The organism is Vogesella indigofera (assembly GCF_028548395.1).
GTDB classification, from domain to species: domain Bacteria; phylum Pseudomonadota; class Gammaproteobacteria; order Burkholderiales; family Chromobacteriaceae; genus Vogesella; species Vogesella indigofera_A.
This window is the reverse complement of record NZ_JAQQLA010000004.1, coordinates 388410-411977: the sequence shown is the minus strand read 5'-3', so window position 1 is coordinate 411977 and position 23568 is coordinate 388410. Positions and strand designations below refer to the sequence as shown.

15 protein-coding genes are annotated in these 23568 nt (G+C 58.9%); 6 read left to right on the top strand and 9 right to left on the bottom strand.

The features are described 5' to 3' along the window. Nucleotides 1-189: 189 nt before the first annotated feature. On the bottom strand, nt 190-1671 hold the full coding sequence (locus tag PQU89_RS07655) for a phospholipase D-like domain-containing protein (protein WP_272765309.1): 1482 nt from the start codon (nt 1669-1671) through the stop codon (nt 190-192). 254 nt (nt 1672-1925) lie between these two features. Here PQU89_RS07655 and gltB point away from each other — a divergent pair, with 254 nt between their 5' ends. From gltB to PQU89_RS07625, 6 genes are all read left to right on the top strand, one after another. Further along, nucleotides 1926-6371 carry a glutamate synthase large subunit gene (gene gltB, locus PQU89_RS07650; RefSeq protein WP_272765308.1) on the top strand — a complete coding sequence of 1482 codons (4446 nt, stop codon included), beginning with the start codon at nt 1926-1928 and terminating at the stop codon, nt 6369-6371. An 80-nt stretch (nt 6372-6451) separates the two neighbouring features. Then, nucleotides 6452-7867: a glutamate synthase small subunit GltD family protein gene (locus PQU89_RS07645; protein ID WP_272765307.1), complete on the top strand. Its 1416-nt coding sequence runs from the start codon at nt 6452-6454 to the stop codon at nt 7865-7867. A 281-nt stretch (nt 7868-8148) separates the two neighbouring features. Further along, nucleotides 8149-8418: a hypothetical protein gene (locus tag PQU89_RS07640; RefSeq protein WP_272765306.1), complete on the top strand. Its 270-nt coding sequence runs from the start codon at nt 8149-8151 to the stop codon at nt 8416-8418. Nucleotides 8419-8497: 79 nt separating this feature from the next. Beyond that, complete coding sequence (locus PQU89_RS07635) at nt 8498-11326, top strand: YjbH domain-containing protein (protein WP_272765305.1); 2829 nt, start codon at nt 8498-8500, stop codon at nt 11324-11326. 54 nt (nt 11327-11380) lie between these two features. Beyond that, nucleotides 11381-13255 (top strand): SLBB domain-containing protein, encoded by a 1875-nt coding sequence (locus PQU89_RS07630; RefSeq protein WP_272765304.1) that lies wholly within the window; start codon nt 11381-11383, stop codon nt 13253-13255. 51 nt (nt 13256-13306) lie between these two features. Next, nucleotides 13307-14497 (top strand): GumC family protein, encoded by a 1191-nt coding sequence (locus PQU89_RS07625; protein ID WP_272765303.1) that lies wholly within the window; start codon nt 13307-13309, stop codon nt 14495-14497. 159 nt (nt 14498-14656) lie between these two features. Here the strand turns inward: PQU89_RS07625 and PQU89_RS07620 are convergent, their stop codons facing one another. From PQU89_RS07620 to PQU89_RS07585, 8 genes are read right to left on the bottom strand one after another with little or no spacing between them, the layout of a single operon-like run. After that, nucleotides 14657-15859, bottom strand: a complete 1203-nt coding sequence (locus PQU89_RS07620) for a glycosyltransferase family 4 protein (protein ID WP_272765302.1) — start codon at nt 15857-15859, stop codon at nt 14657-14659. A gap of 11 nt (nt 15860-15870) precedes the next feature. After that, the gene (wecB, locus tag PQU89_RS07615) at nt 15871-17013 is read right to left on the bottom strand and encodes a non-hydrolyzing UDP-N-acetylglucosamine 2-epimerase (protein ID WP_272765301.1); all 1143 of its coding nucleotides are present in this window, start codon (nt 17011-17013) and stop codon (nt 15871-15873) included. Nucleotides 17014-17022: 9 nt separating this feature from the next. Continuing rightward, entirely contained in the window at nt 17023-18138 is a 1116-nt protein-coding gene (wbjC, locus tag PQU89_RS07610; protein WP_272765300.1) for a UDP-2-acetamido-2,6-beta-L-arabino-hexul-4-ose reductase, read from the bottom strand. Between the two features lie 2 nt (nt 18139-18140). After that, nucleotides 18141-19169, bottom strand: coding sequence for a polysaccharide biosynthesis protein (locus PQU89_RS07605; protein WP_272765299.1), 1029 nt, complete (start codon nt 19167-19169; stop codon nt 18141-18143). Between the two features lie 8 nt (nt 19170-19177). Beyond that, a complete protein-coding gene (locus PQU89_RS07600) occupies nt 19178-20395 on the bottom strand; it encodes a glycosyltransferase family 4 protein (protein WP_272765298.1) in 1218 nt (405 codons plus the stop codon). Beyond that, complete coding sequence (locus tag PQU89_RS07595) at nt 20392-21498, bottom strand: N-acetyl sugar amidotransferase (RefSeq protein ID WP_272765297.1); 1107 nt, start codon at nt 21496-21498, stop codon at nt 20392-20394. The genes PQU89_RS07600 and PQU89_RS07595 overlap by 4 nt, the downstream gene beginning before the upstream one ends. A gap of 60 nt (nt 21499-21558) precedes the next feature. Continuing rightward, complete coding sequence (locus tag PQU89_RS07590) at nt 21559-22797, bottom strand: hypothetical protein (RefSeq protein WP_272765296.1); 1239 nt, start codon at nt 22795-22797, stop codon at nt 21559-21561. Nucleotides 22798-22814: 17 nt separating this feature from the next. Continuing rightward, nucleotides 22815-23567, bottom strand: coding sequence for an AglZ/HisF2 family acetamidino modification protein (locus tag PQU89_RS07585; protein ID WP_272765295.1), 753 nt, complete (start codon nt 23565-23567; stop codon nt 22815-22817). Nucleotide 23568 lies beyond the last annotated feature (1 nt).

The following is a 23568-nucleotide window of genomic DNA, read 5'->3' as shown; positions in this document are numbered from 1 at the left end:
GTCGTCCGGGTGGCCCCGCAAGGTTGGCCGCAACGGAAAACACCTTCGAATAACCCAAGAAAGCGCGCATTGTAGCGGCAATGGCGGCACAGATGTTGCACAGCAGTATCACGCACCCGCCGTCGCTGTCATTTCACGGTAATACTGCGCCGGGCAAGGCTGGCCGGGGCGCGGCGGATGATCGCAAAATCAAGGCTTAACATCATCGTCCGGCGGCGGCTTGTCCGGCCTGGCGGGCACGACGGGGTGTTGTTTTTTTTGCCAGCGGCGGCGGTACAGCGTGGCGGCGCGCAGCAGCACCGAGACGCCGGCAAAACCGAGCAGCAACGCCAGCGGCAGCGCCGCCAGCCACGGAAACAGCAGCACCAGCAGGGTCAGGCCCAGCAGGGTCAGCGCGATGCTGAGGAAGGAGGCGGCCTCGCTCTGCTCCACGTTGCGGGTGCCGCGCACCGCGGCGCCGACGGCATCGCCGATGCGCAGCGCCTGGCGTGCGGCGGCGGCGGCCCCGACCACCGCCTGCTGCCGCACCGGCAGTCGCCGTCGCTCGCCGCGCGCGTGTTTCAGCGCCGGGCGCAGGTGCTGGCCGCTGAGCACGATCTCGGTGGCGTGGTCCAGGTCCTGCAGGAAGCGGGTTTCCATCTGCCGCGCCAGCGCCTCGTCCTCGATCGCCAGGTCCAGCTCGCGGTTGGCCAGCCAGCTGGAGACGTTGAGATTGGTGGAGCCGATGCGCGCCCAGCGGCTGTCGGCGACCGCGGTCTTGGCGTGGATCATGGTGCCGTCCCACTCGAACACCCGCACCCCGGCGCTGAGCAGCGGCCGGTACAGCGTGCGCGACACGGTGGCGATCCAGCCGATGTCACTGGAGCGCGGCACCAGTAGCCGCACGTCGACGCCGTCGCGCGCCGCCTGCTGCAAGGCGGTGAGATAGGTGCTGGTGCCCATGAAGTAGGCATCGGTCAGCCACAGCCGCCGCCGGGCAAAGCCGGCGATCAGCAGATCCAGCCGCATCAGGTTGGCGGTGGCCGGGGTGGTGGCGATCAGCCGCGCGGCGACCTCGCCATGGCTGCTGCGGTCGGTGGCGACGGGCGGCAGCGCGCCGTCGCCGGCGTGCAGCCAGCTGTCGGCAAAGGCGGTGACGGCATCGTCCAGCAGCGGTCCCTGCAGCCGCAGCCCGGTATCGCGCCAGTCGTTCCAGCGCGAGCTGGCGCACAGCCCGCCGATGAAGGCGGTGTGGCCGTCGACCACGATCAGCTTGCGGTGGTCGCGGCCCAGCAGGCGAAAGCCCTTGCCGAACGACGGCGGCTGCCACACCCGCACCTGGGCGCCGGCCAGCAGCAGCGGCTTGAAAAAGCCGCGGTAGTGTTCGCGCCAGCTGCCCAGCCAGTCGTAGAGCAGGTACACCCTGACGCCTTGCCGTGCCTTGTCCTGCAGCGCGCTGCGCAGTTGGCGGCCGAAGTCGTCGTCGGCGAACAGGTACATTTCGACCAGGATGCAGTGCTCGGCCTGAGCGATGGCGTCCAGCCAGGCGGCAAAGTTGGCCGCGGCGTCGAACAGCAGTTCGACGCGGTTGCCGGCCACCAGCGGGGCGCCGGCCGAGCGTGCCAGTGCCTGCTCCGCCAGCTGGCGGAACAGGCTGGGCGTCGGGGCGGGACGGCCGTCGCGCATGCTCATCGCTTATCCTGTTTTGTATACATTACACAGTAGTTTGTAGGGTGTCAGACGTGGCTTTGTCTGGTCGTGTTTTTGAATGTTGATGTCTCTTAAACATAAACTTTTGTGGTGTTTGCGTTGTATTTTTTTTGCATAAAAACAACTCAAGTTGTTGATTTTATGTTGATAATGCGTCGCACAAAAAGCGGTTGCAGGTCAGCTATCTTGACCTTAGAATCAATCCATTCGCTACACATTATAATCAGGGACCTAGAATGGACAGACAGCGTTGGTTGGAGGGCACCTTATACAGCCCCGACTTCGAACAAGACAGCTGTGGTTTCGGCTTGATCGCGCAACTGGACGACAAGCCGTCGCACTGGCTGGTGAACACCGCCATTTCCTCGCTGGCCAAGCTGACGCACCGCGGTGCGGTCGCCGCCGACGGCAAATCCGGTGACGGCTGTGGCCTGCTGTTTCGCAAGCCGGACGGCTTCCTGCGCGAAGTGGCCGCCGAAGCCGGCATCACCCTCAAGGCAGTGTACGCCGCCGGCCTGGTGTTTGCGCACCCGCAAGACGGTGAGCGCAGCCGCAACCGGCTGAAGGAGTATCTGGAGCAGCAGGGGCTGGAAGTCGCCGGCTTCCGCGCGGTGCCGATCGACCTCGCCGCCTGTGGCGAGCAGGCGCTGGCGTCGTTGCCGAGCTTCTACCAGGTATTCGTCAACTGTCCGTTCGGCATGGACGAGCTGTCGTTCCAGCGCCGCCTGTACATGGGCCGCCGCCAGGCGGAAAAGGCCAACAAGGCCGACGACCCGTACTTCTACCTGCCGACGCTGTCGCCGCACACGCTGTCGTACAAGGGCCTGGTGACGCCGGACAACCTGCACAAGTTCTACCTCGACCTGTCCGACCCGCGTTTCGAGTCTAGCTTGGCGGTGTTCCATCAGCGCTTCTCCACCAACACCTGGCCACAATGGAAACTGGCGCAGCCGTTCCGCTTCCTGGCGCACAACGGCGAGATCAACACCGTGCAGGGCAACCGCCACTGGGCGCGTGCACGCGAGCGCATCATGTCCTCGCCGCACATCGACATGGACGCCATCCGCCCGATCGTGCAGACCGACGGCTCCGACTCGATGTCGCTGGACAATATGCTGGAAGGCCTGCTGATGGGCGGCATTCCACTGTTCCGTGCGCTGCGCCTCTTGGTGCCGCCGGCATGGCAGAACGTGGACAGTACCGACAAGGACCTGCGCGCGTTCTACGAATTCAACTCCATGCACATGGAGCCGTGGGACGGCCCGGCCGGCATCGTGCTGACCGACGGCCGCTACGCCGGCTGCATGCTGGACCGCAACGGCCTGCGCCCGGCGCGCTGGGTCCTGACCAAGGACAACATCCTCACCATCGCCTCCGAAGTCGGCGTCTGGGACTACAAGCCGGAAGACGTGGTGAAAAAGGGCCGCGTGAAGCCGGGCCAGCTGTTCGCCGCTGACCTGCAGACCGGCGAGATCCTGTATCCGGAAGACATCGACGCGCAGCTGAAATCGGCCAAGCCGTACCGGCAGTGGATCAAGGACGCCGGTTCGCGTCTGGAGCTGTCGATCGAGGACGACGCCGGTCTGGAAGCCTGGCCGAAAGAGCAGCTGCTCACCTACCAGAAACTCTTCAACATCAGCTTTGAGGAGCGCGACCAGATCCTGCGCGTGCTGGCCGAGGAAGGCCAGGAGGCGGTCGGCTCGATGGGTGACGACACCCCGATGGCGGTGCTGTCCCAGAAGGTACGCTCGCCGTTCGACTACCTGCGCCAGCAGTTCGCGCAGGTGACCAACCCGCCGATCGACCCGATCCGCGAAGCGATCGTGATGTCGCTGAACACCGTGTTCGGCCCCGAGCGCAATATGTTCGAGGAAACCGCCGAACACGCCAAGCGGTTGGAAGTGCGCAGTCCGGTGCTGTCGCGCGAGAAATTCCTGCGCATCACTACCCGTCCGGAAGCCTACCTGAAGGCCACCACCTTCGACCTGTGCTATGACCCGGCCGAAGGCAATCTGGAACAGGCGATCCGTAAGTTGTGCGCCCACGTGGTCGAGGCGGTACAGGAAGGCACCGTGATCGTGGTGCTGTCCGACCGCACCATTGCGGCCAACCGTCTGCCTATCCACGCGCTGTTCGCCACCGGTGCCGTGCACCACGCGCTGATCGACGCCGGCCTGCGTTGCAAGTCCAACATCCTGCTGGAAACCGGTACCGTGCGCGACCCGCACCAGATGGCCGCGCTGATCGGCTATGGCGCCACCGCGGTGTACCCGTACCTCGCGTACCAGAGCATTGTCGATCTGGTCGCCACCGGTGACGTCAACCTGCGCATCAACGAGGCACTGCAGCACTACCGCAAGGGCATCAACAAGGGCCTGATGAAGGTGCTGTCCAAGATGGGCATCTCCACCATCGCCAGCTACCGCGGCGCGCAGCTGTTCGAAGGCATCGGCCTGCACGAAGACGTGGTGGCGCTGTGCCTGAAGGGCACCGTGTCGCGCATCTCCGGCGCCAACTTTGATGATTTCGAGGACGACCAGCAGAAGCTGTCCAAGCTGGCGTTCAACCCGATGCGGGCGGTGACGCAGGGCGGCCTGCTGAAGTACGTGCACGGGGAGGAGTACCACGCCTACAACCCGGACGTGGTGATGACGCTGCAAAAGGCGGTGCAGAACACCGACTACGACGCCTACAAGCAGTACGCCGAACTGGTCAACAACCGTCCGGTGGCGATGTTCCGCGACCTGATGACGCTGAACTTCGACGGCATCACCCCGATCTCCATCGACGAGGTGGAACCGGTGGAAAGCATCCTCAAGCGTTTCGACTCCGCCGGCATGTCGCTGGGCGCGCTGTCGCCGGAAGCCCACGAGGCGATGGCCACCGCGATGAACCGCCTCGGCGGCCGCTCCAACTCCGGTGAGGGCGGGGAAGACCCGTCGCGTTACGGCACCGAGAAGATGTCCAAGATCAAGCAGGTGGCGTCCGGCCGTTTCGGCGTCACCCCGCACTACCTGGTCAACGCCGAAGTGCTGCAGATCAAGGTGGCACAGGGTGCCAAGCCGGGTGAAGGCGGCCAGCTGCCGGGCGACAAGGTGTCGCCGCTGATCGCCAAGCTGCGCTGCTCCAAGCCGGGCATCTCGCTGATCTCGCCGCCGCCGCACCACGACATCTACTCCATCGAAGACCTGGCGCAGCTGATTTTCGACCTGAAGCAGGTCAACCCGACCGCGCTGGTGTCTGTGAAACTGGTGGCCGAGCCAGGCGTGGGCACCATCGCCGCCGGTGTGGCCAAGGCCTACGCCGACCTGATCACCATCTCCGGTTACGACGGCGGTACCGGTGCCAGCCCACTGGCGTCGGTGAAGTACGCCGGCAGCCCGTGGGAGCTGGGCCTGACCGAGGCGCAGCAGGTGCTGCGCGCCAACGGCCTGCGTGGCCGGGTGCGGGTACAGACCGACGGCGGCCTGAAGACCGGCCTCGACGTGATCAAGGCCGCGATCATGGGCGCCGAGAGCTTTGGCTTCGGTACCGGCCCGATGGTGGCGCTGGGCTGCAAGTTCCTGCGCATCTGCCACCTGAACAACTGCGCGACCGGCGTGGCAACGCAGGAAGTGAAGCTGCGCTCGAAGTACTTCATCGGCCTGCCGGAAATGGTGATGAACTACTTCCTGTTCATCGCCCAGGAAACCCGCGAGTGGATGGCCAAGCTCGGCGCCCGCAACATGGAAGAGCTGATCGGTCGCATGGAGCTGCTCAACCTGGAGGCCGGCGTCACCGACAAGCAGCACAAGCTGAACCTGGCGCCGCTGCTGTCGCAGGGCACGGTACCGGATGACGTGCCGCGCTTCTGCGTCACCGACTCCAACCCGTCCTTCGACAAGGGCGAGCTGGCCGAGCAGATCCTCAAGGATGCGCTGCCGGCGATCCACAACAAGCAGATGCTGGAACTGCGTTACGACATCGAGAACATCCACCGCTCGATCGGTGCGCGCCTGTCCGGCGAGATCGCCCGCGTGCACGGTGCCGCCGGCCTGCCGTTCGGCTGCCTGAAGGTGAAATTCAGCGGTTCCGCCGGCCAGAGCTTCGGCGTGTGGAACGCATCGGGTCTGCACCTGGAGCTGGAAGGCGATGCCAACGACTACGTCGGCAAGGGCATGGCCGGTGGCCGGGTGGTGATCTACCCGCCGAAGGACGCCGCCTACAAACCGGACGAGTCCATCATCATCGGTAACACCTGCCTGTACGGCGCCACCGGTGGCCAGCTGTTCGCGGCCGGCGTCGCCGGCGAGCGCTTCGGGGTGCGCAACTCCGGTGCGCTGGCGGTGATCGAGGGCGCCGGTGACCACTGCTGCGAGTACATGACCGGCGGCAGCGTGATCGTGCTGGGCGAGACCGGCTACAACTTCGGTGCCGGCATGACTGGCGGCTTCGCCTTCGTGTTCGACCGTGCCGAGAAGTTTGCCTACCGCTACAACAACGAGCTGGTGGACATCAACCTGATCAACGGCGAGGCGATGGGCATGTACCGCGCCTACCTGCTGGAGAAGATCGCCAAGCACGTCGAGCTGACCGGTTCCGAAACCGGGCGCGCGATGCTGGAGAATTTCGACGACTACGTCGACTACTTCTGGCTGGTGAAACCGAAGGCGGCCAAGCTCGACAGCCTGCTGAAAGACTAAGCGACGGGCGGCCTGTCCGCCCCTGGACAAGAAAGAAACGCCTTGCGGCCAACGTTGGCCGCAAGGACGGAGGAATGATCATGGGTGACGTTTTCCAGTTCATGAAGCTCTCGCGCAACCCCGGCGACAAAGTCGAAGCCGCGGTGCGCAAGATCGAGTTCAAAGAGATTTACACCCCGCTGCACAGCGTGGATGCCGGTGACCAGGCCGGGCGTTGCCTGTCCTGTGGCAACCCCTACTGCGAGTGGGAGTGCCCGGTGCACAACTACATCCCCAACTGGCTAAAGCTGGTGAAGGAGGGCAAGCTGTTCGAGGCGGCCGAGATGTCGCACAAGACCAACAGCCTGCCGGAAATCTGCGGCCGCGTCTGCCCGCAGGACCGCCTGTGCGAAGGTGCCTGCACCCTGGAACAGGGCGGCTTCGGCGCCGTCACCATCGGCAGCGTGGAGAAGTACATCACCGACGAGGCGTTCAAGGCCGGCTGGCGCCCCGACATGTCCAAGGTGATCTGGACCGACAAGAAGGTGGCCATCATCGGCGCCGGCCCGGCCGGCCTCGCCTGCGCCGACGTGTTGGTGCGCAACGGCGTCAAGCCGGTGGTGTTCGACCGCTACGAGGAAATTGGCGGCCTGATCACCTTCGGCATCCCCGAGTTCAAGCTGGAAAAGAGCGTGATCAAGACCCGCCGCCTGATCATGGAAGAGATGGGTGTCACCTTCCGTCTCAATACCGAGATCGGCGTGCAGGTCACCATCGACGAACTGTTGGAAGAGTACGACGCGGTGTTCATGGGCATGGGCGCCTACAAGTTCATGAAGGGCGGTTTTGACGGTGAATACCTGCCCGGCGTGCTGGAAGCGCTGCCGTTCCTGATCAACAACGTGCGCCACAGCATGGGCACTCTGCCGGAAGGCGAGGAGCACCTGTCGATGCAAGGCAAGCGTGTGGTGGTACTGGGTGGTGGCGACACCGCTATGGACTGCAACCGCACCGCCATCCGCCAGGGCGCCAAGAGCGTGATCTGCGCCTACCGCCGCGACGAGGCCAATATGCCGGGTTCCAAGCGCGAAGTCGGCAATGCCAAGGAAGAGGGCGTCGAGTTCCTGTGGAACCGCCAGCCGCTGGGCATCGGCGAGGGCGCCGACGGCAGCCTGCGCTTGCACTTGGCGGAAACCCGGCTGGGCGCGCCGGACGAGAAGGGCCGCCGTGCCGCCGAGGTGGTCGAAGGCTCGGAACAGGTCATCGAGTGCGACCACGTCGTGATCGCCTTCGGTTTTCAGACCGAGGCGGCAGACTGGTTCGGCCACACCGGCATCAAGACCGACAAACGCGGTCGTACCGTGGCACCGGAGCAGCAAGCCTTCAAGCACCAGACCAGCAATCCGAAGATCTTCGCCGGCGGCGACCAAGTGCGCGGCGCCGATCTGGTGGTGCGGGCGGTGTTCGAGGGGCGGCAGGCAGCGGAGGGGATGTTGAGCTACCTGCAGGTGTGGTAAGCCCAAAGTTGTTCTATCTTGTTTTGTTGAAGACCCGTCGTTAGACGGGTTTTTAGCTAAATTATTAGGCTATCTAGGCGGTTGGGGCTGGAGGATAAAAGTGGTATTGCTCAATGTATCCTGCATGGCCATTAAAGAGTAGTATTTAATTTGCCTATAATTTTCGTGTAATATGACGTTGGCTATACTATAACCCCCTGATTTTGCTTAAAATGGGGGCTGTTAGTCTGGTCTTGACCATGTCTCGTATTCAGTGTCTGCAAGAAACGGAGCTTTTTAAGATGAAAAAATCCCTGATGTTGGTCCTCATTTCCGGTCTGCTCACAGGCCAAGCCTTTGCAGCTGAAGAAGCCGCGGCGACCTCTGCTGCTGGTTCCTCTGCAGCTGGTACCACTTCTGCTGCTGCGGCTGGTGCGGCTGGTACTACTGCTGGCATTGCTGGGCTGTCGGTAGGTACGATCGCTGCTATCGGCGCTGCTGTGGCCGCTGCTGTGGCGGTATCGTCGAATTCCGATTCGTCGACCTCCCACGCCTCCACTAGCCACCATTAAACGTGAAGTGGCTTGAACAAGGCCAGATGCTGTTTTTCCCGGTATCTGGCCTTTATTTGAATTCTCATAAAAAAACACTGTGTCTAAATCGTTTGCTCTTCTGAGTAGTAGTATCCCTTTTCTGATCTGCCGGCTGGCTTTCGGTACCCCCAACCTGTCCGGCCAGGATGGCTACATTAATATGCCAAGTGCATATGCCGGAGAGGATGGTACCTGGAGCATCGGTTACAGTTACGACAAGCCCTATAGCTCGTTGTGGACGTCAGTCACCATCCTGCCGGCCTTGCAGATGACGGCGCGTTATGTCGGTATTGCCGGCATCGCCGGTTTTGATAACCAGCAGTACGGTGGTAACTACGGCCGTTACAAAGACAAGGTGTTCGATGCTAAGCTGCAATTGCTGCCGGAGGGTGAATACACCCCCGCCATTGCAGTCGGCCGTACCGACTTGTTTGGTACCGGCCGGTTCCGTGGAGAGTACGTTACCGCCAGCAAGAAGCTGGACGACGTGGAGGCGACAGTCGGTGTCGGTACCAACCGCATAGACGGCCCCTTTGCAGGGGTGCGCTGGACTCCATCACAGAACCCGAACTGGGCGCTACTGGCCGAGTACGACGCCAACGATTATCAAAAAGACTTCCGCGCGAGCGAAACCTTTGCCAAAGAGCGTACTCCCGGCATCAAGGCCGGGGTGGAATACCGCTGGGGCTGGCTTTCCATGCAAGCGGCTTATCAGCGTAGCCACAGCAGCCTCAATGCCATGGTGAATATCCCGCTCAACGAGCGGGAATTCGTGCCCAAGATTCAAGAGCCGTCTTATTTCGCACCGAAAGAGATTCCTGTCCGTCCCAGTGCCGAAGAGTGGCGTACCCACCCGGAGCATGCTCAGGCGCTGCAAAGAGTGCTGCAAAAGCAGGACTACACCCTGATCAGCATTTCCTATCGCAGCGGCACGCTGACGCTGAATCTGGGCAACAGCCGCATCTCCGATGTCGGGAGAGCCGTGGGGCGTGCCGTGCGTACCGCGCTCTATTACGCTCCGCGCGAAACCCGCACCATCAAGGTCACCTATACCGAGCTTGACCTACCCGTCGCCACCTATGAATTTTTCGACATGGCGGCGCTGAGTGACTATCTGGCCGGCAAGATCAGCCGCGAACGCTTCAAGGAATTTGTACTGGTCCGCTCCGCTAACCCGCATGATCGCATCGCCCACAGCGAAGACAAAGGCCCTCTTGCCACCGGCCTGTCCGATGAGGCTGGGTTGTCCATACTGCTGTCGGAGGATGGTGACGTCGTTCAGCTGCGCAAGCAGGATTCGCTGCTCAACCGCTTCAAGGTTGCCCCCAAACTGGCTTTTTACTTCAATGACCCCAGCGGTGCCTTGCACTATGACCTCAGCCTGGCCAGTAATATCGATCGCCGGCTCGGGGAGGGGGTGTACCTGAATGCCGGTATTGGCGCCACGGTATTGGAAGACGTCAGTGACGTGAGCCAGGCCTCCAACAGCCTGCTGCCGCACGTACGCTCCGATGTGGCTGAGTACAAGCGCGGGAACCGGGTCAAATTATTTAAGGCTGTCCTCAGCCAGTATTACAAGCCGGCAACCAACTGGTACGCTCGGGCTTCGGCTGGCCTGTACGAAGAAATGTTTAGCGGGGTGGGCGGGCAGGTGCTGTTTGTTCCGCCAGGCCAGCGCTGGGCGGCCGATCTAAGCGTGGATGCCGTCCGACAGCGGGACGTAGATGGCTGGTTTGGCATGCGGGATTACCAGACGGTAACGTCGCTGGCCTCGCTGCATTACCGCCTGCCCTACGGCACCACGGCCACGCTGCGCGCCGGCCGCTTCCTGGCCAAGGATAATGGCGTCCGGCTCGAATTCAAACGTCGCTTCCGTTCCGGCATCGAGATCGGAGCCTGGTACACCTACACCAACGGTAACGATATCACCTCGCCCGGCACGCTAACGGCGCCGTATCACGACAAAGGCATTTTCTTCTCGATCCCGCTGGACGCCATGCTGACGGTCGACTCCCGCTCCAAGGGGAGTTTCTCCATGTCCCCATGGACGCGGGACGTGGGCCAGATGGTGGCGAGCCCGGGCGATCTGTATGGCATTGTCGAGGGTGACGAACAACAAGTGCAGGCATTCGACGGCCTCGGCAATTTTGCCGAGCACCTGTCCGAGAGTGAACACCCTGCCATCAGTCGTCCTGTGGAGCGCTACAACCCGTGGCCCCGGGTCCGCTTGCGGCTGGATGACAGCGCTGCCGCGCTGCCAGAAGTGCCCGCCTTGCTCAAAGGCAGCCTGCTGGTGGCCGGTGCCGTGGGCGTGGCCAGCCTGAGCGACAAACGCTGGGGCAACTTCATCAGCAATCATGAAGGTAACAGCCTGCTCAAGCGCTGGGATTCCGCTTCATCTATCGCACCCTGGCTCGGTGTGGGGGCTGCGGGAGCGGCCATGATGCTGGGAGATGACCGCCTCAGCAACACCGGGCTGATCGCTTTGCAATCAGCCGCGGTAGCCGGCGGCAGCAGCCTGCTGATCAAGCAGGCGGTCAACCGCTCCCGCCCCGAGGCCGACAATGGGCACTGGACTACACAGCATGCAGGTCAAAGCCGAAGCGACAGCTCATTCCCATCCAACCATGCGGCGGTAGCCTTTGCCGTGGCCACGCCCTTTGCCGAGGAATACGGCGCCCCTTGGCTTTATGGGGTGGCCGCCGCAGCCTCGCTCGGCAGAACTGCCCAACGCCAACACTGGCTCTCCGATACCGTGGCCGGTGGCTTGCTTGGCTATGCGGCTGGCAAATGGTTGTGGAAGGCCCAGCGCCAGGAAGGGCGCTATCAGACCGGGCTGAATCTGGGGCCCGACCAGATCGGCGTTACCGTCAAGAAAAGTTACTGATAGCCCACAAACAGGATTCCAAATCTAGGTTTAATACGAATGCACAAGTCACCCATGAGCACCTCGATACGCAAGATCTGCCATGCCGTCTCCATCACTCTGCTGAGCGGCAGCGTGGCAGCGGCAACTCTACCGGCCAATAACCCCATGCTGACCCCGGGTTACGATGTCTCGACGGCCAGCGGCCTGCCCAGTATCAGCAATGGCATACCGGTCACGGCCAATGTGGTGAAGGCGAGCGCACCGTCGATACCCGGCCTGGCCGACCTGGCGCGCCAAGGTAGTGCATTCAGCAGCTATATCAGCCAGGTGACAGGTGCATCTCTCCCTCTGTTTGGGCAATCCCTGTTCCACGGTGTGCCGACCACCTTTGCCCCGCTGGAAGCCGGGCAGGTCAACCCGGATTATGTGATCGGACCGGGGGATGAACTGCAAGTGCGCGGCTGGGGCATGGTGGACATCGACCTCACCGTGACGGTGGACCGCAGCGGCAGCATCTATTTGCCCCGCGTCGGGTCGGTCAACGTGGCCGGTGTGAAATACCGTGACCTGCAAGGCCATCTAAAAAAAGCGGTCAACCGCATTTTCACCAACTTCGAGTTGACTGCCAGCCTCTCCCAAACCCGCGCGGTGCAGGTCTACGTGGTCGGGCAGGCCGTGCGCCCCGGCACCTACACGCTGAGCGCCATGAGCACCCTGCTCAACGCACTGTTTACCTCCGGCGGCCCCAGCGGCACCGGTACCATGCGTGACATCCAGGTGAAGCGTGGCGGCCAGGTCGTCACCCATTTCGACCTGTACGACATGCTGGTCAAGGGAGACAAAAGCCACGATATCCCGTTGCAAGACGGTGACGTGATCTTCCTCCCCGAGGTCGGCCCCTTGGTGGCCCTCACCGGCGATGTCAAAAACCCGGCCATTTACGAGATGAAAGGCCAAACCACGCTGGCCGACATCATCAACTGGTCCGGCGGCCTGAACTCCGCCGCAGCCCCCAAACAGGTCATCGTTGAGAAGAACATCGACAACCGTTACCAGGCCGTGACGGAAATCGGTGCCGACAAAGGCCGTCTGCAATCCAGCCTAGCGGCGCTGCCTCTGGCCCCTGCCGACATTTACCGGGTGTTCTCTCCCGGCGCCGTGGCAGTGGTGGCGCAGAAAGAGCGCGAATTTGTCAGCGTGGGGGGGGAGGTTCAGCAGACGGGCGTGTTCCAGATCAACAAGGGCGAAACGTTGCGTGAACTGGTCGCCCGGCTGGGCGGCCCGCGTGAAGACGGTTACCTGTTTGCCACCCAGCTGAACCGGGAAAGTGTCCGTGTCGCCCAGCAGGCCAAGCTGAACGAGGCGGCCGACCGCTACGAAAAAGAGGTGGAACGCTCCGCCTCCGGACGCCTCTCCGGCCTTTCCAACAAGGAAAACATCGAGGCGTTGACCGCCGAAGTGGAATGGCAGCAACGCGTGGCCCAGCGGCTGCGTACGGTGCAGGCCACCGGCCGCATCGTCCTGGAACTGCCCGATGGCCATGCTGAGCTGAAAAACCTGCCCGATATCCCGCTGCAGGACGGCGACAGCATCTATATCCCGCGCAAGCCGGGCACGGTGGATGTGCTGGGGGCGGTGTACCAGCAAAACACCTTCATCTTCAAACCACGCCGTAACGTAAACGATTACCTGGATCTGGCCGGCGGCACCGCCGCCAGCGGCGACAAGGATGAAATGTACGTCATCCGCGCCGACGGCACCGTGCGTAGCAACCGCAATACCGGCTGGCTGGCCGGGCTGGGAGGAGAGCGCATCAACCCGGGCGATGCCGTGGTGGTGCCGGAAAAGATCGAGCGCAGCAACTGGACCCAGTCCCTCAAGGAATGGACCAGCATCCTGTACCAGTTTGGCTTGGGGGCCGCCGGCCTCAAGGTACTGAAAGACTGATAACACGTCAGGCGGCAGTGAGTACGGTCGCCTTCAGCACGGATACGCAAAATGTCTGAACACAACACGCAACAAGCAACACTGCAAGACGATGAGATCAATCTGATGGACATTGCCGTCGCCCTGGTGCGGCAGAAAAACTGGCTCATCGGTTGCACGGTGAGTGCTGGCACCTTAGCCTTGGTGGCAAGCTTGCTGATGACTCCCATTTTTACCTCTACAGCACGTATTTTACCTCCACAGCAGCAATCTTCTGGTATTAGCGCGGCACTTGGTCAACTTGGTGCTCTGGCGGGTGCTGCAGGTGGTTTGGCTGGTATCAAGAACCCCAATGATTTGTATATTGGCATGATGCAAAGCGAAACGGTGGTCGACAAGTTGATCAAGCAGTTCAAGCTGCAGGAGCGCTATGAAACCAACACAATGGTCGCCACCCGCAAGGCCTTGGAAGGTGTCAGCAAGATCAACAGCGGCAAAGATGGGCTGATCAGTGTCAGCATAGATGACAAAGACCCTGTGTTTGCTGCCCGGCTAGCCAACGCCTATGTAGACGAGTTGAAGAAGCTGACACAGACCCTGGCTGTTACCGATGCCGCCCAGCGCCGGCTGTTTTACGAGAAACAGCTCACGCAAGCCAAAGATAGCCTCGCCGATGCCGAGGTGGAGCTGAAGAAGACACAAGAAAAAACGGGTCTGCTGCAATTGGACAACCAAGTGGCTGCTATTATCAGCAGTGCCGCTCAGCTCAAAGCCAATATCGCCGCAAAAGAAGTGCAACTGGAGGCGATGAAGAGTTTTGCCACCACGCAAAACCCGGATTACTTACAAGCCAAAGAGGAGCTTATTGGCTTGAAGGGTCAGCTGTCCAAGATGGAAAAGGGAAAGCCCAGCGAGGGTGATTTTATGGTGCCCACCGGCAAAGTGCCGCAAACCGGGCTGGAATACGTACGCAAGCTGCGCGACGTCAAGTACTACGAAACCATGTTTGAGCTGCTGGCCAAACAGTTTGAAATGGCCAAGCTGGAAGAGTCCCGCGACAGCTCCATTATCCAAGTGCTGGACAAGGCTACACCTCCGGATTGGAAGTCCAAACCCAAGCGTGCGTTGATAGTCGTTGGGGGGCTGCTTGGTGGCTTGTTTGCAGGGATATTGTTGGCTCTAGTGCGTGAGAAGCTGAATAAGAGTAGGGATGCTGGGAGTAACCGCTGGCAAGAGCTTAGAAATGCTTGGCAAGGCGAATAGTCGAGAAAGACCGTATGAGGTAAAAAGCAAATCCGCCATGAGGCGGATTTGCTTTTTATACCATGGACTGCTTGAAATATGTCCGCGTGTGATGGTGAACATCGGGCTGTACCATGATCGCTTCTGGTTCCCCATCTCTGATACAGGCTGATGCGGAGTTTATTTCCTCTGGCCACCGTTGAGTGCCGCAACGATTTGCGATACTGCCGTCTCCGGGGAAAACAGCCGGGCATACAGCGCACGGCAGCGTTCCTTGAATGGCTCCTCGCCATCCAGCGCTTGCAGTAATGTCATGGCAAGCTGTTGCAGGGTATCCAGCGAATTGTTTTCGCACACAAATCCAACCTGTTCCTGGCGAATAATGTTGGCGAGGTCGTTGCCGGCGTTGATATTTGCCAGTACGGGGAGCCCGCTCTGCATATAGGTCAGAAATTTGCCCGGGATATTATGTGATTTATGCCGGGGATCCAGTGCCACGAGTCCGACACTGCATTGCGCATACAGGCCGGGAATTTCGTCCGGATGAATTTCATCATGGAACAGCACATTATCCAGGCCACGTGCCGCAGCATCGGCGGCAAGGGTTTTGGCATCGCTACCACGACCGACAAACAGGAAGCCTACGTCCGTGCGTGCCCGCAGTTGTTCCGCCAGATCCAGCATGATGGTCATGCCTTGCGCGATGCCCATATTGCCGGCATAGACAAAGACCTTCCGTCCGGCCAGCACGCTATCGTCCAGCCTGATCGAACAGTGCCCGACCGGGGCATCCGCCAGCCAGTTCTGCAGCACTTCGATACGGCGCCCCGGCTGCCGTGACCAGCTGTCAAAGTAGGACAGGTTGCCGGGCGTCTGCACGCCAACCACATCGGCAATCGAGTACTGATAGCGGGCCACAGCCGCAAAGAACCGATAGGGCAGGCCCCGCCCCATCAGCCCCATGTCCACCGCCCATTCGGGAAAGATGTCGCGAATGATCAGGTAGCCCTTGCACTTGCTCGATCGCTTGAGCGAGCTGGCAAGCGGGCCGTGGAATATGGAGGGGGCGTACCATGCCACGCCATCCCACTGCTCGTGGGCGAGCGGGCTCTTGCGCAGATTGCGCAGCATGGAGAACGGCATCAGAAATTCGCCGATGGTGCGGCGTACATAGCCGATATCCTTGGTGCGCGGCGCGCGCAGGCGCAATATCCGCACGCCATCCAGCGTTTCCAGCTGCCAGCGACCGTCCAGCTCGGCCGATGGCAGCAGCACCGTCAGCTGGTGGCCCTGGCGCGCGAATTCGCGCGACAGATCGCGCAGCTGTACCGCCCCGGAGGTGCGCAGCGGGGGGAAGGTATCGGCGATGAGGGCGATTTTCATGGGCTGCGCCATCAGTACTGCTTCCACACCACACGGTTCACGTAGTCGGTGTAACTATGAATGATGCGCACTACCTTGTCGGCCACATTCGGCATGCTGTAGTCGGCAACCAGGCGCAGGTTGCGCTCGGTGCCGCGCAACTGCGAATCAAGTATCGCCAGACCCTGGCGTACCCGCTCGGTGGCTAGCCCGACCATCATCACCGCGGCTTCCTCCATCCCCTCCGGGCGCTCGTGGGCCTCGCGCAAGTTCAGGGCGGGAAAGTTCAGGATCGATGATTCTTCATTGATGGTGCCACTGTCCGACAGCACGGCCTTGGCGGACATCTGCAGCCTGACGTAGTCGTGAAAGCCAAGCGGCTTGAGCAGGCGCACCCGGGGGTGGAAACTGGCGCCGGTTGCATCGACCCGTTTCTGGGTGCGGGGATGGGTTGAAACGATGACCGGCAGCTCATGATCCTCGGCCACGGCATTCAGTACTTCCACCAGCCTGGAGAAGGCCAGTCCGGATTCGATATTCTCCTCGCGGTGGGCGCTGACCACAAAGTAGGCTTGCTCCTGCTCCTGCAGCTGCAGGCGCTGCAGGATGTCGGAGGACTGGATCTGCGGCAGGTAGTGATGCAGCACTTCGTACATCGGGCTGCCGGTCTTGATTACCTGGTCCGGTGGCAGGCCTTCCCGTAGCAGATAGTCGCGGGCGATGGTGCTGTAGGTGAGGTTGATGTCGGCGGTGTGATCCACGATACGACGGTTGGTTTCTTCCGGCACACGCAGGTCGAAGCAGCGGTTGCCCGCCTCCATGTGGAAGATGGGAATCTTGCGCCGCTTGGCGGGGATCACCGATAGGCAGCTATTGGTATCGCCCAGCACCAGCATGGCATCTGGTTGCTCGCTGGCCAGCACACGATCAACGGCAATGATCAGATTGCCGATGGTGTGGGCGGCGCCGCTACTGCCTTCTGCACTATTCAGAAAGTGATCCGGTTTTCTGATGCCTAGGTCGTCAAAGAAAACCTGGTTCAATTCGTAGTCGTAGTTTTGCCCGGTATGTACCAGCACATGCTCGCAGTGCTCATCCAGTGCGGCCAACACGCGGGATAGCCGGATAATCTCGGGTCGGGTACCGACCACCGACATAACTTTCAGTTTTTTCATGGTTTTCACTTACAGCGGGCAGGCATAGGTATCCGGCCTGGCGCGATCGAAGATTTCATTGGCCCACAGCATTACTACCATCTCGTCCGTGCCGATATTGGTAATGTCGTGGGTCCAGCCTGGAACCGTCTCGACGATTTCCGATTGCTCGCCGCCGGTGACGAGTTCGAAGGTCTCGCCCGTACCCATGTGACGGAACTTGAAGCGTGCTTGCCCCTTGATCACCAGGAACTTCTCGGTCTTGCTGTGGTGGTAGTGACCGCCGCGCGTAATGCCAGGATGGGCGGTAAAGAATGAAAACTGCCCGCAATCCGGCGTCTTGAGCATTTCCACGAATACGCCGCGCGCATCGCCATGCCGGGGTACCGGGTAGGCAAATCGCTCGGTTGGCAGGTAGCTCACGTAGGTGGAATACAGCGCGCGCAGCAAGCCGGTGCCGACGCGAGCGGTGAGCAGCGTGGCGCGGCTGTCGCGGAATGCCTGGATCAGCTGCACCAGCTCGCCAACGGTGGTGGTATAGCGCGGAGCGAGCATCTCGAATCCATCGACATCCACGGCGCTGTCCGCACCATCCAGCAGCTGGATGAAGCGCTCGATCACATCATCGATGTAGACCAGCGTCAGCGATGCGGCCGGATCATTGACCTGTATCGGCAGGTCGCGGGCGATGTTGTGGCAGAAGGTGGCCACCGCGGAGTTGTAATTCGGCCTGCACCATTTGCCAAACACATTGGGCAGACGGAACACATGCACGGGGCTACCGCTATCGCGCTGCAACTCGAACAAGGTATCCTCGGCAGCATGCTTGCTGACTCCATACGGGTTGTCATGTGCAGCCTGGGTGGACGAGGTGTACACCACCGGCGGGCGGCGGCCACTGGCGCGTATTGCAGCACACAGCTGGCTGGTTAACCCGGCGTTGCCGGTGGCAAATTCCTGCGGGTCCTGCGGTCGATTGATGCCGGCGAGGTGGAAGACAAAGTCGACTCCCTGCAGCAAGGCGGGCAGCTGCGCGGCATCGTGTTCGCGTGTGAAGCAGACCACATCCACGTCTTTGCGCTCAGCCAGATGCAGCTGCAGATTCTTTCCGACAAAGCCGTTCGCACCCGTAATCAACACTTTCATGCTTATTCCTCGGGCTCTACGTGTTCGCCATCAATGGTTGCCCGCATGAAGCGCAGCTTCATCAACAGTGCCTGCATGCCCTGCACATCCAGGCGTGCCGTATTGTGGGAGTTGTACTCGGTGGCTTCCGATATCTTGATCTCGCCCTGCTCGACGAACTTGCCGTAATTCAGGTCACGCAGATCCGGTGGAATGCGGTAATAGCCCCCCAGGTCCTGGGCGGCAACCATTTCTTCGCGGCTGAGTAGCACCTCGAACAACTTCTCGCCATGCCGTGTGCCGATGATATTGATCGGGTGCGCTGGCACGCCGAGCAGACCAGTCAATGCCTTGGCTAGGGTTTCGATGGTGGCTGCCGGGGCCTTCTGCACGAAAATCTCGCCCGGATTGCCATGTTCGAATGCAAACAGCACCAGATCCACCGCGTCATCCAGCGTCATCATGAAGCGGGTCATGTTCGGATCGGTAATGGTAATGGGCTGTCCGGCGCGAATCTGCTTGCTGAACAGCGGAATGACTGAGCCACGCGATGCCATCACGTTGCCGTAGCGGGTGGTGCAAATTACGGTGCCGTTGCTGGAGCGGGATTTGGCTACGATTACTTTCTCCATCATCGCCTTGCTGATACCCATGGCGTTGATGGGGTAGACGGCCTTGTCGGTGCTCAGGCAGACCACGCGCTTCACACCGCAGTTGATGGCCGCTTCCAGCACGTTTTCGGTACCCAGCACATTGGTTTTTACTGCTTCCATGGGGTGAAACTCGCAGGAAGGTACCTGCTTGAGCGCGGCCGCATGGTAAATGAAATCAACGCCGCGCACGGCATTCAATACCGACTGGTAGTCTCGTACGTCACCGATATAAAACTTCAGCTTCGGGCTGTCATACTTCTTGCGCATGTCGTCCTGTTTCTTCTCATCGCGACTCAGGATACGAATTTCACGCAAATCAGACGCCAGAAAGCGACGCAGTACGGCATTTCCGAACGAGCCGGTGCCTCCGGTAATAAGTAGCGTTTTATCAGTAAACATGAAGGTTCCTAATCATGCTTGCCAGCAATGGAGCGATACATGGAAAGCAGCTCTCTGGAGTTGTTGGCAACATCAAAATTCTGGTGTGCGAGCGCTTTTGCCGCACTACCCATTACTTTGCAATTTTCGCGGTCATTCAATAAGTATTCAATGGCACTGGCAATTTCTTCTGCCGATTTCGGTGAAATCGCCAGACCGGTCTCGCCGTGAATCAAGGTATCGCTGAACGGATTTTTGACTGCAACGATGCTGGGCACGCCATAGAATGCCGCTTCGAAAATGGGGCGGCCGGGGGCATCGTAATGCGAGGGGAAGCAAAGTACGTCCACGTGCTTGTAGACCTGGCCGATATTCGATGTGAAGCCCAGCAGGTGAAAGGTTGGCCGCAAGGCGTGCTGATCCAGAAACTGCTCCACTTCCGCGCGCGAATTCTGCTGCAGGCCCAGCGCTTTCACCAGGCTGGCCTTGAGCCCCTTTGATGGCCTGGCATCGTCGCCTACCACGATGAACTCCACGTCCAGCCCTTTATTCTTCAGCAGCAGTGCGGCTTGCAGCAGCTCCTGAATACCCTTTACCTTCAGCAGGTTACCGACAAAGCCCACTTTGAACGACGTAGCAGAAAGCTTGGTCAGGGCATTGGACACCGCCGAGGTGTCCGCTTGCTCTTTTACGCGGAAAGAATTGTGAATAATGCTGACCGGCATGTCCGGTGGCAGCGAGGCGCGCACGTTCTGATCGATGGCCACAATGCCTGCCGCCAGGCGCTGGAACAGGCGGTTGACCAGTTTAGTGCGCCAGGAAGCTGGGTCGTTCCTGGCTACCGAGCGCACATGAACCAGTGCGGGCGTATTGAAAAAACGCTTGGCCAGCCACAGCGTCAGCAGGCCGGTGAACTCGTTGACATGAATAAGATCCACGCTGCCGAATTGCGCGCGCGCCTGCCGCAGAGCCTTGATGGTATAGGGCAGGTAGGCGATCTCACGCAGCAAGACCAGCCATCTGGTGCCCCTGTAGTGGCTGTAGCGGGTATTGTCGAACTGTGTCAGACCCTTGGCCGCAACTACCGGCCCCAGTTTGCCGAAAAAGTCCGAGACAGTGCCTTGCTGGGTGATGAACAGCGGGCGAACTGCATCGGCTGGCATTTCGGACAGTGCCTCGAACAAGCTGCGCGATGCCCCGCCGAATGCACCAGTAAAATGCAGGCATAACACCTTGAGTGGTTTCATCCGATATATCTGCGAGTAGTATTGACAATCTTCTTGGCCCGCTCGAAAAGGGCGTGGCTGGTGTTGTAGTTCTCGAATGTCAGTGTCGGTGCCGACATAATGCTTTCGAATTCCGTTTCACGGATCTGCAGTTTCTTGATGACGTAGGTCCTGTCTTCTTGCAGCAGGTTTTCCGGGTATACCGGCTCCTGCATCAATTCAAGCGCCTGCTCCCGGCTCAATTGACCGGAACAAATCAGGTTGGAGTAATGGGCCTTGCGCTTGTCGATATTGAACTTGCGGGGCAGGATGTACGCTTGGTAGAAGCGCGTATAGATCGATTCGTAGTGCTTGCCGCCATAATAAACCCAGTCCAGCTCATCTTGCAGTACGCGCATGGCTTCGGTTTTCCCATATTCGACATAGTTCAGGATGGAAACCATGCGAATCTTTCGAGCAAACATGTAATAGCCAAGCTTTGCCAAGGAGAAGTGCGGGTAAGTTGTCAATCTGGACTTGCCAAAACGCTTGTGCACATCCTTGATATAACGCCAATCAAAATAGCCGTAGCCCCATTTTTCCGGCAGGATAGCTTCGGTTACCACATTGGTGCCGGTAATGACATGCTTCAAGCCGTATTTGTTGGCCATTTTGTACAATAGGGTGAATATGGCGTGATCGGTTGGCACTTCACCATCAGGGGTGGAGGCCTTCAGGAATGAAAGCTGCAGATCGCGAAACTCTTCCCAGTCGATGACGTGGGTGTATAGATCGATGTCCAGTTTCTGCAGGGTCTTTTGGATGTTGGCGACCGCAAGCTCGGAATTCCAGCCATTGTCCAAGTGAACTGCCAGCGGACGCAGCCCGTATTTCTTTACCAGCCAGGCAACATATGTGCTATCGACTCCACCGCTGATGCCGATGATGCAGTCGTAAGGCTTTCCTTTGCCTGCAGCCTTTATTTCTTCAATAAGTGCGGATAGCTTTTCATCCCGATTTTCATCCTGGATCAGCCGTGTTGCCTTGATTTTTTCATAGCGAAGGCAGTGATTGCAGATTCCATTTCCGGTAAAGGAAATGTCGGGATCGGACTCGTCCATTAAGCATTGTACGCATATTTTCATTTTTGTGACTGTTTCTCGTGAAGTTTATTTGCTCGTGTTGAATGATGGCCTTGTGAGCTTTTAATTATTGATGGGTGGCGGTGTGTTCGTGTTTTTATGAATGGGGATTGTTGTGATGATATGTTTTTTTATTGCTATGCTGCAGAGCATTGCCGAGATGAAAAATGAAATAGTTGGCAATGCCAAAGGGATTGCCTGGATCAGAAAAACGGAGGTAAAGAAAATTTTTAGTAAAAGCGATCGATTTCCCATGCCAGGTAATGATTTTGTCATCAAATAAATCATAAAAAAAATAAAAGGGATGGAAAATATACCTACTTCATACAGAACCGAGCCGCTCAGAGAGAGAACTCGATTTAGGCTATCAATGCTGTGGTAAGTGCCGGCTAGGAATTCTGGAAGATTTTCTGCTGATTCACGCCATGTCCCGTAGCCATTTGGCATGAGGTGATTGTTGAAGCTCTGGATGTGAGAGTTCAATATCTGGACAACCCTATCACTGACAGAGCCGTCAATAGACAGAATGTCTGAAAATTCAACCGAGGATGCTGCCGATAAAATATAAAATATTCTGAATTTCTCAATGGCGATTTCAGAGTTTGTGCCGAATGCGGATAGGAAAAAATCAGATAAAAGTATGGTGGTCATGCCTGTCCCTGCCAGAAGCAGAAATGGCCGGAAAAGTAATAGGTAGGCCAATACAACTGCCGCCACCAGCAAAATTACAAGAGTGGATCGTGATAAAAATAACAGCTGAAAGGCGATCAAGGTGTAAACTGCGTAGTCTGGCCTTGATAGCTTGATCTTTATGGTGTTGTGCTGAACGGTATAGGCTGTAGCTATTATGAGTAGCCATAAGCCATAAAAGGTCGGCTCCGGGGCGAATGAAGTTACGCCACGGCCTCCGGTCAAGCTGAATTCGCGAGTTCTTGGCGACAGGAATTTTATGATTGATGGGTCCCAGAACTGAATAATTGCAATTGCCCCCCATATGAACAATATGCATAAGTAAAATTTCCTGCTAGGTATTCCATATGTTTTGAAATAATGAATAAGTGCCAGCGGAATAAAAAGTATGGATATATACCCTGTGATGCCGCGTATCCCTTCCATGTTTGGCGAGTACAGCAATGTAGCAAAACCGCCAAATAGCATGATGACCATAGGCCAAAGGTAACGGCTGGTACTCCGGACATAAAGGATCGAGTATACAGCGGCTAGCACTAGCGCAATTGGTTGCGTGTCGGATGCCGTAGGAGCCGGCGAGGACCAAGGGAACATGCATGCAATCAGTAACATGAATCCAATCTGTTTGCTTAGCATATGTCTTCTGAGATCGAAGTGGGATAGGTAATCAGGACAGCGCGATGCGGTCCATGAAAGACAAACATGGCACCCGCGGCCATTGCCTTGGCTCCAACGTTGGCCGCAGCCTTGAAGTCGGCAATGCTACCAGCGCCACCGGCAACGATTACGGGAATATCGACGCTGTGCAGCGTTTTGCTGATCAGCTCCAGATCGTAGCCAGTCATCGTGCCGTCACGATCGATGGCATTCAGGAACAGTTCACCCACCCCCAACTCCTGCATCTGCTTGGCAAAATCAACGGGCGTCTGTCCGGTGCCAGTGCTGGCACATTCCACGAATACCTCATAGCGCCCCAGCAGTTTGCGTTTGACATCAATCGAAACTACTACGGCCTGGGAGCCGAATTCGTTGACGGCTTGTCTGATAACTTCCGGACTTTTCCAAGCGGCGGTATTGAAAATGACTTTCTCTACCCCGGATTTCAGAATACGCCGGGCATCCTCCAGCGTATGAATGCCACCTCCGTAGGCAAGCGGCATGAAGCATTCGCTGGCCACCTCTTCGATCAGCTGAAAATTGGGTTTGCGCTTTTCCCTGGTGGCGCTGATGTCGAGCAGGATCAGCTCATCGACTTCCTTGTCGTTGAAGATCTTGATGGCATTGATCGGATCGCCAACATATTTGGGGTCTTTGAATTTCGTGGTCTTGACCAGACCTTGGCCTTTCAACAGAAGGCAGGGAATGATTCGATTCTGCAACATT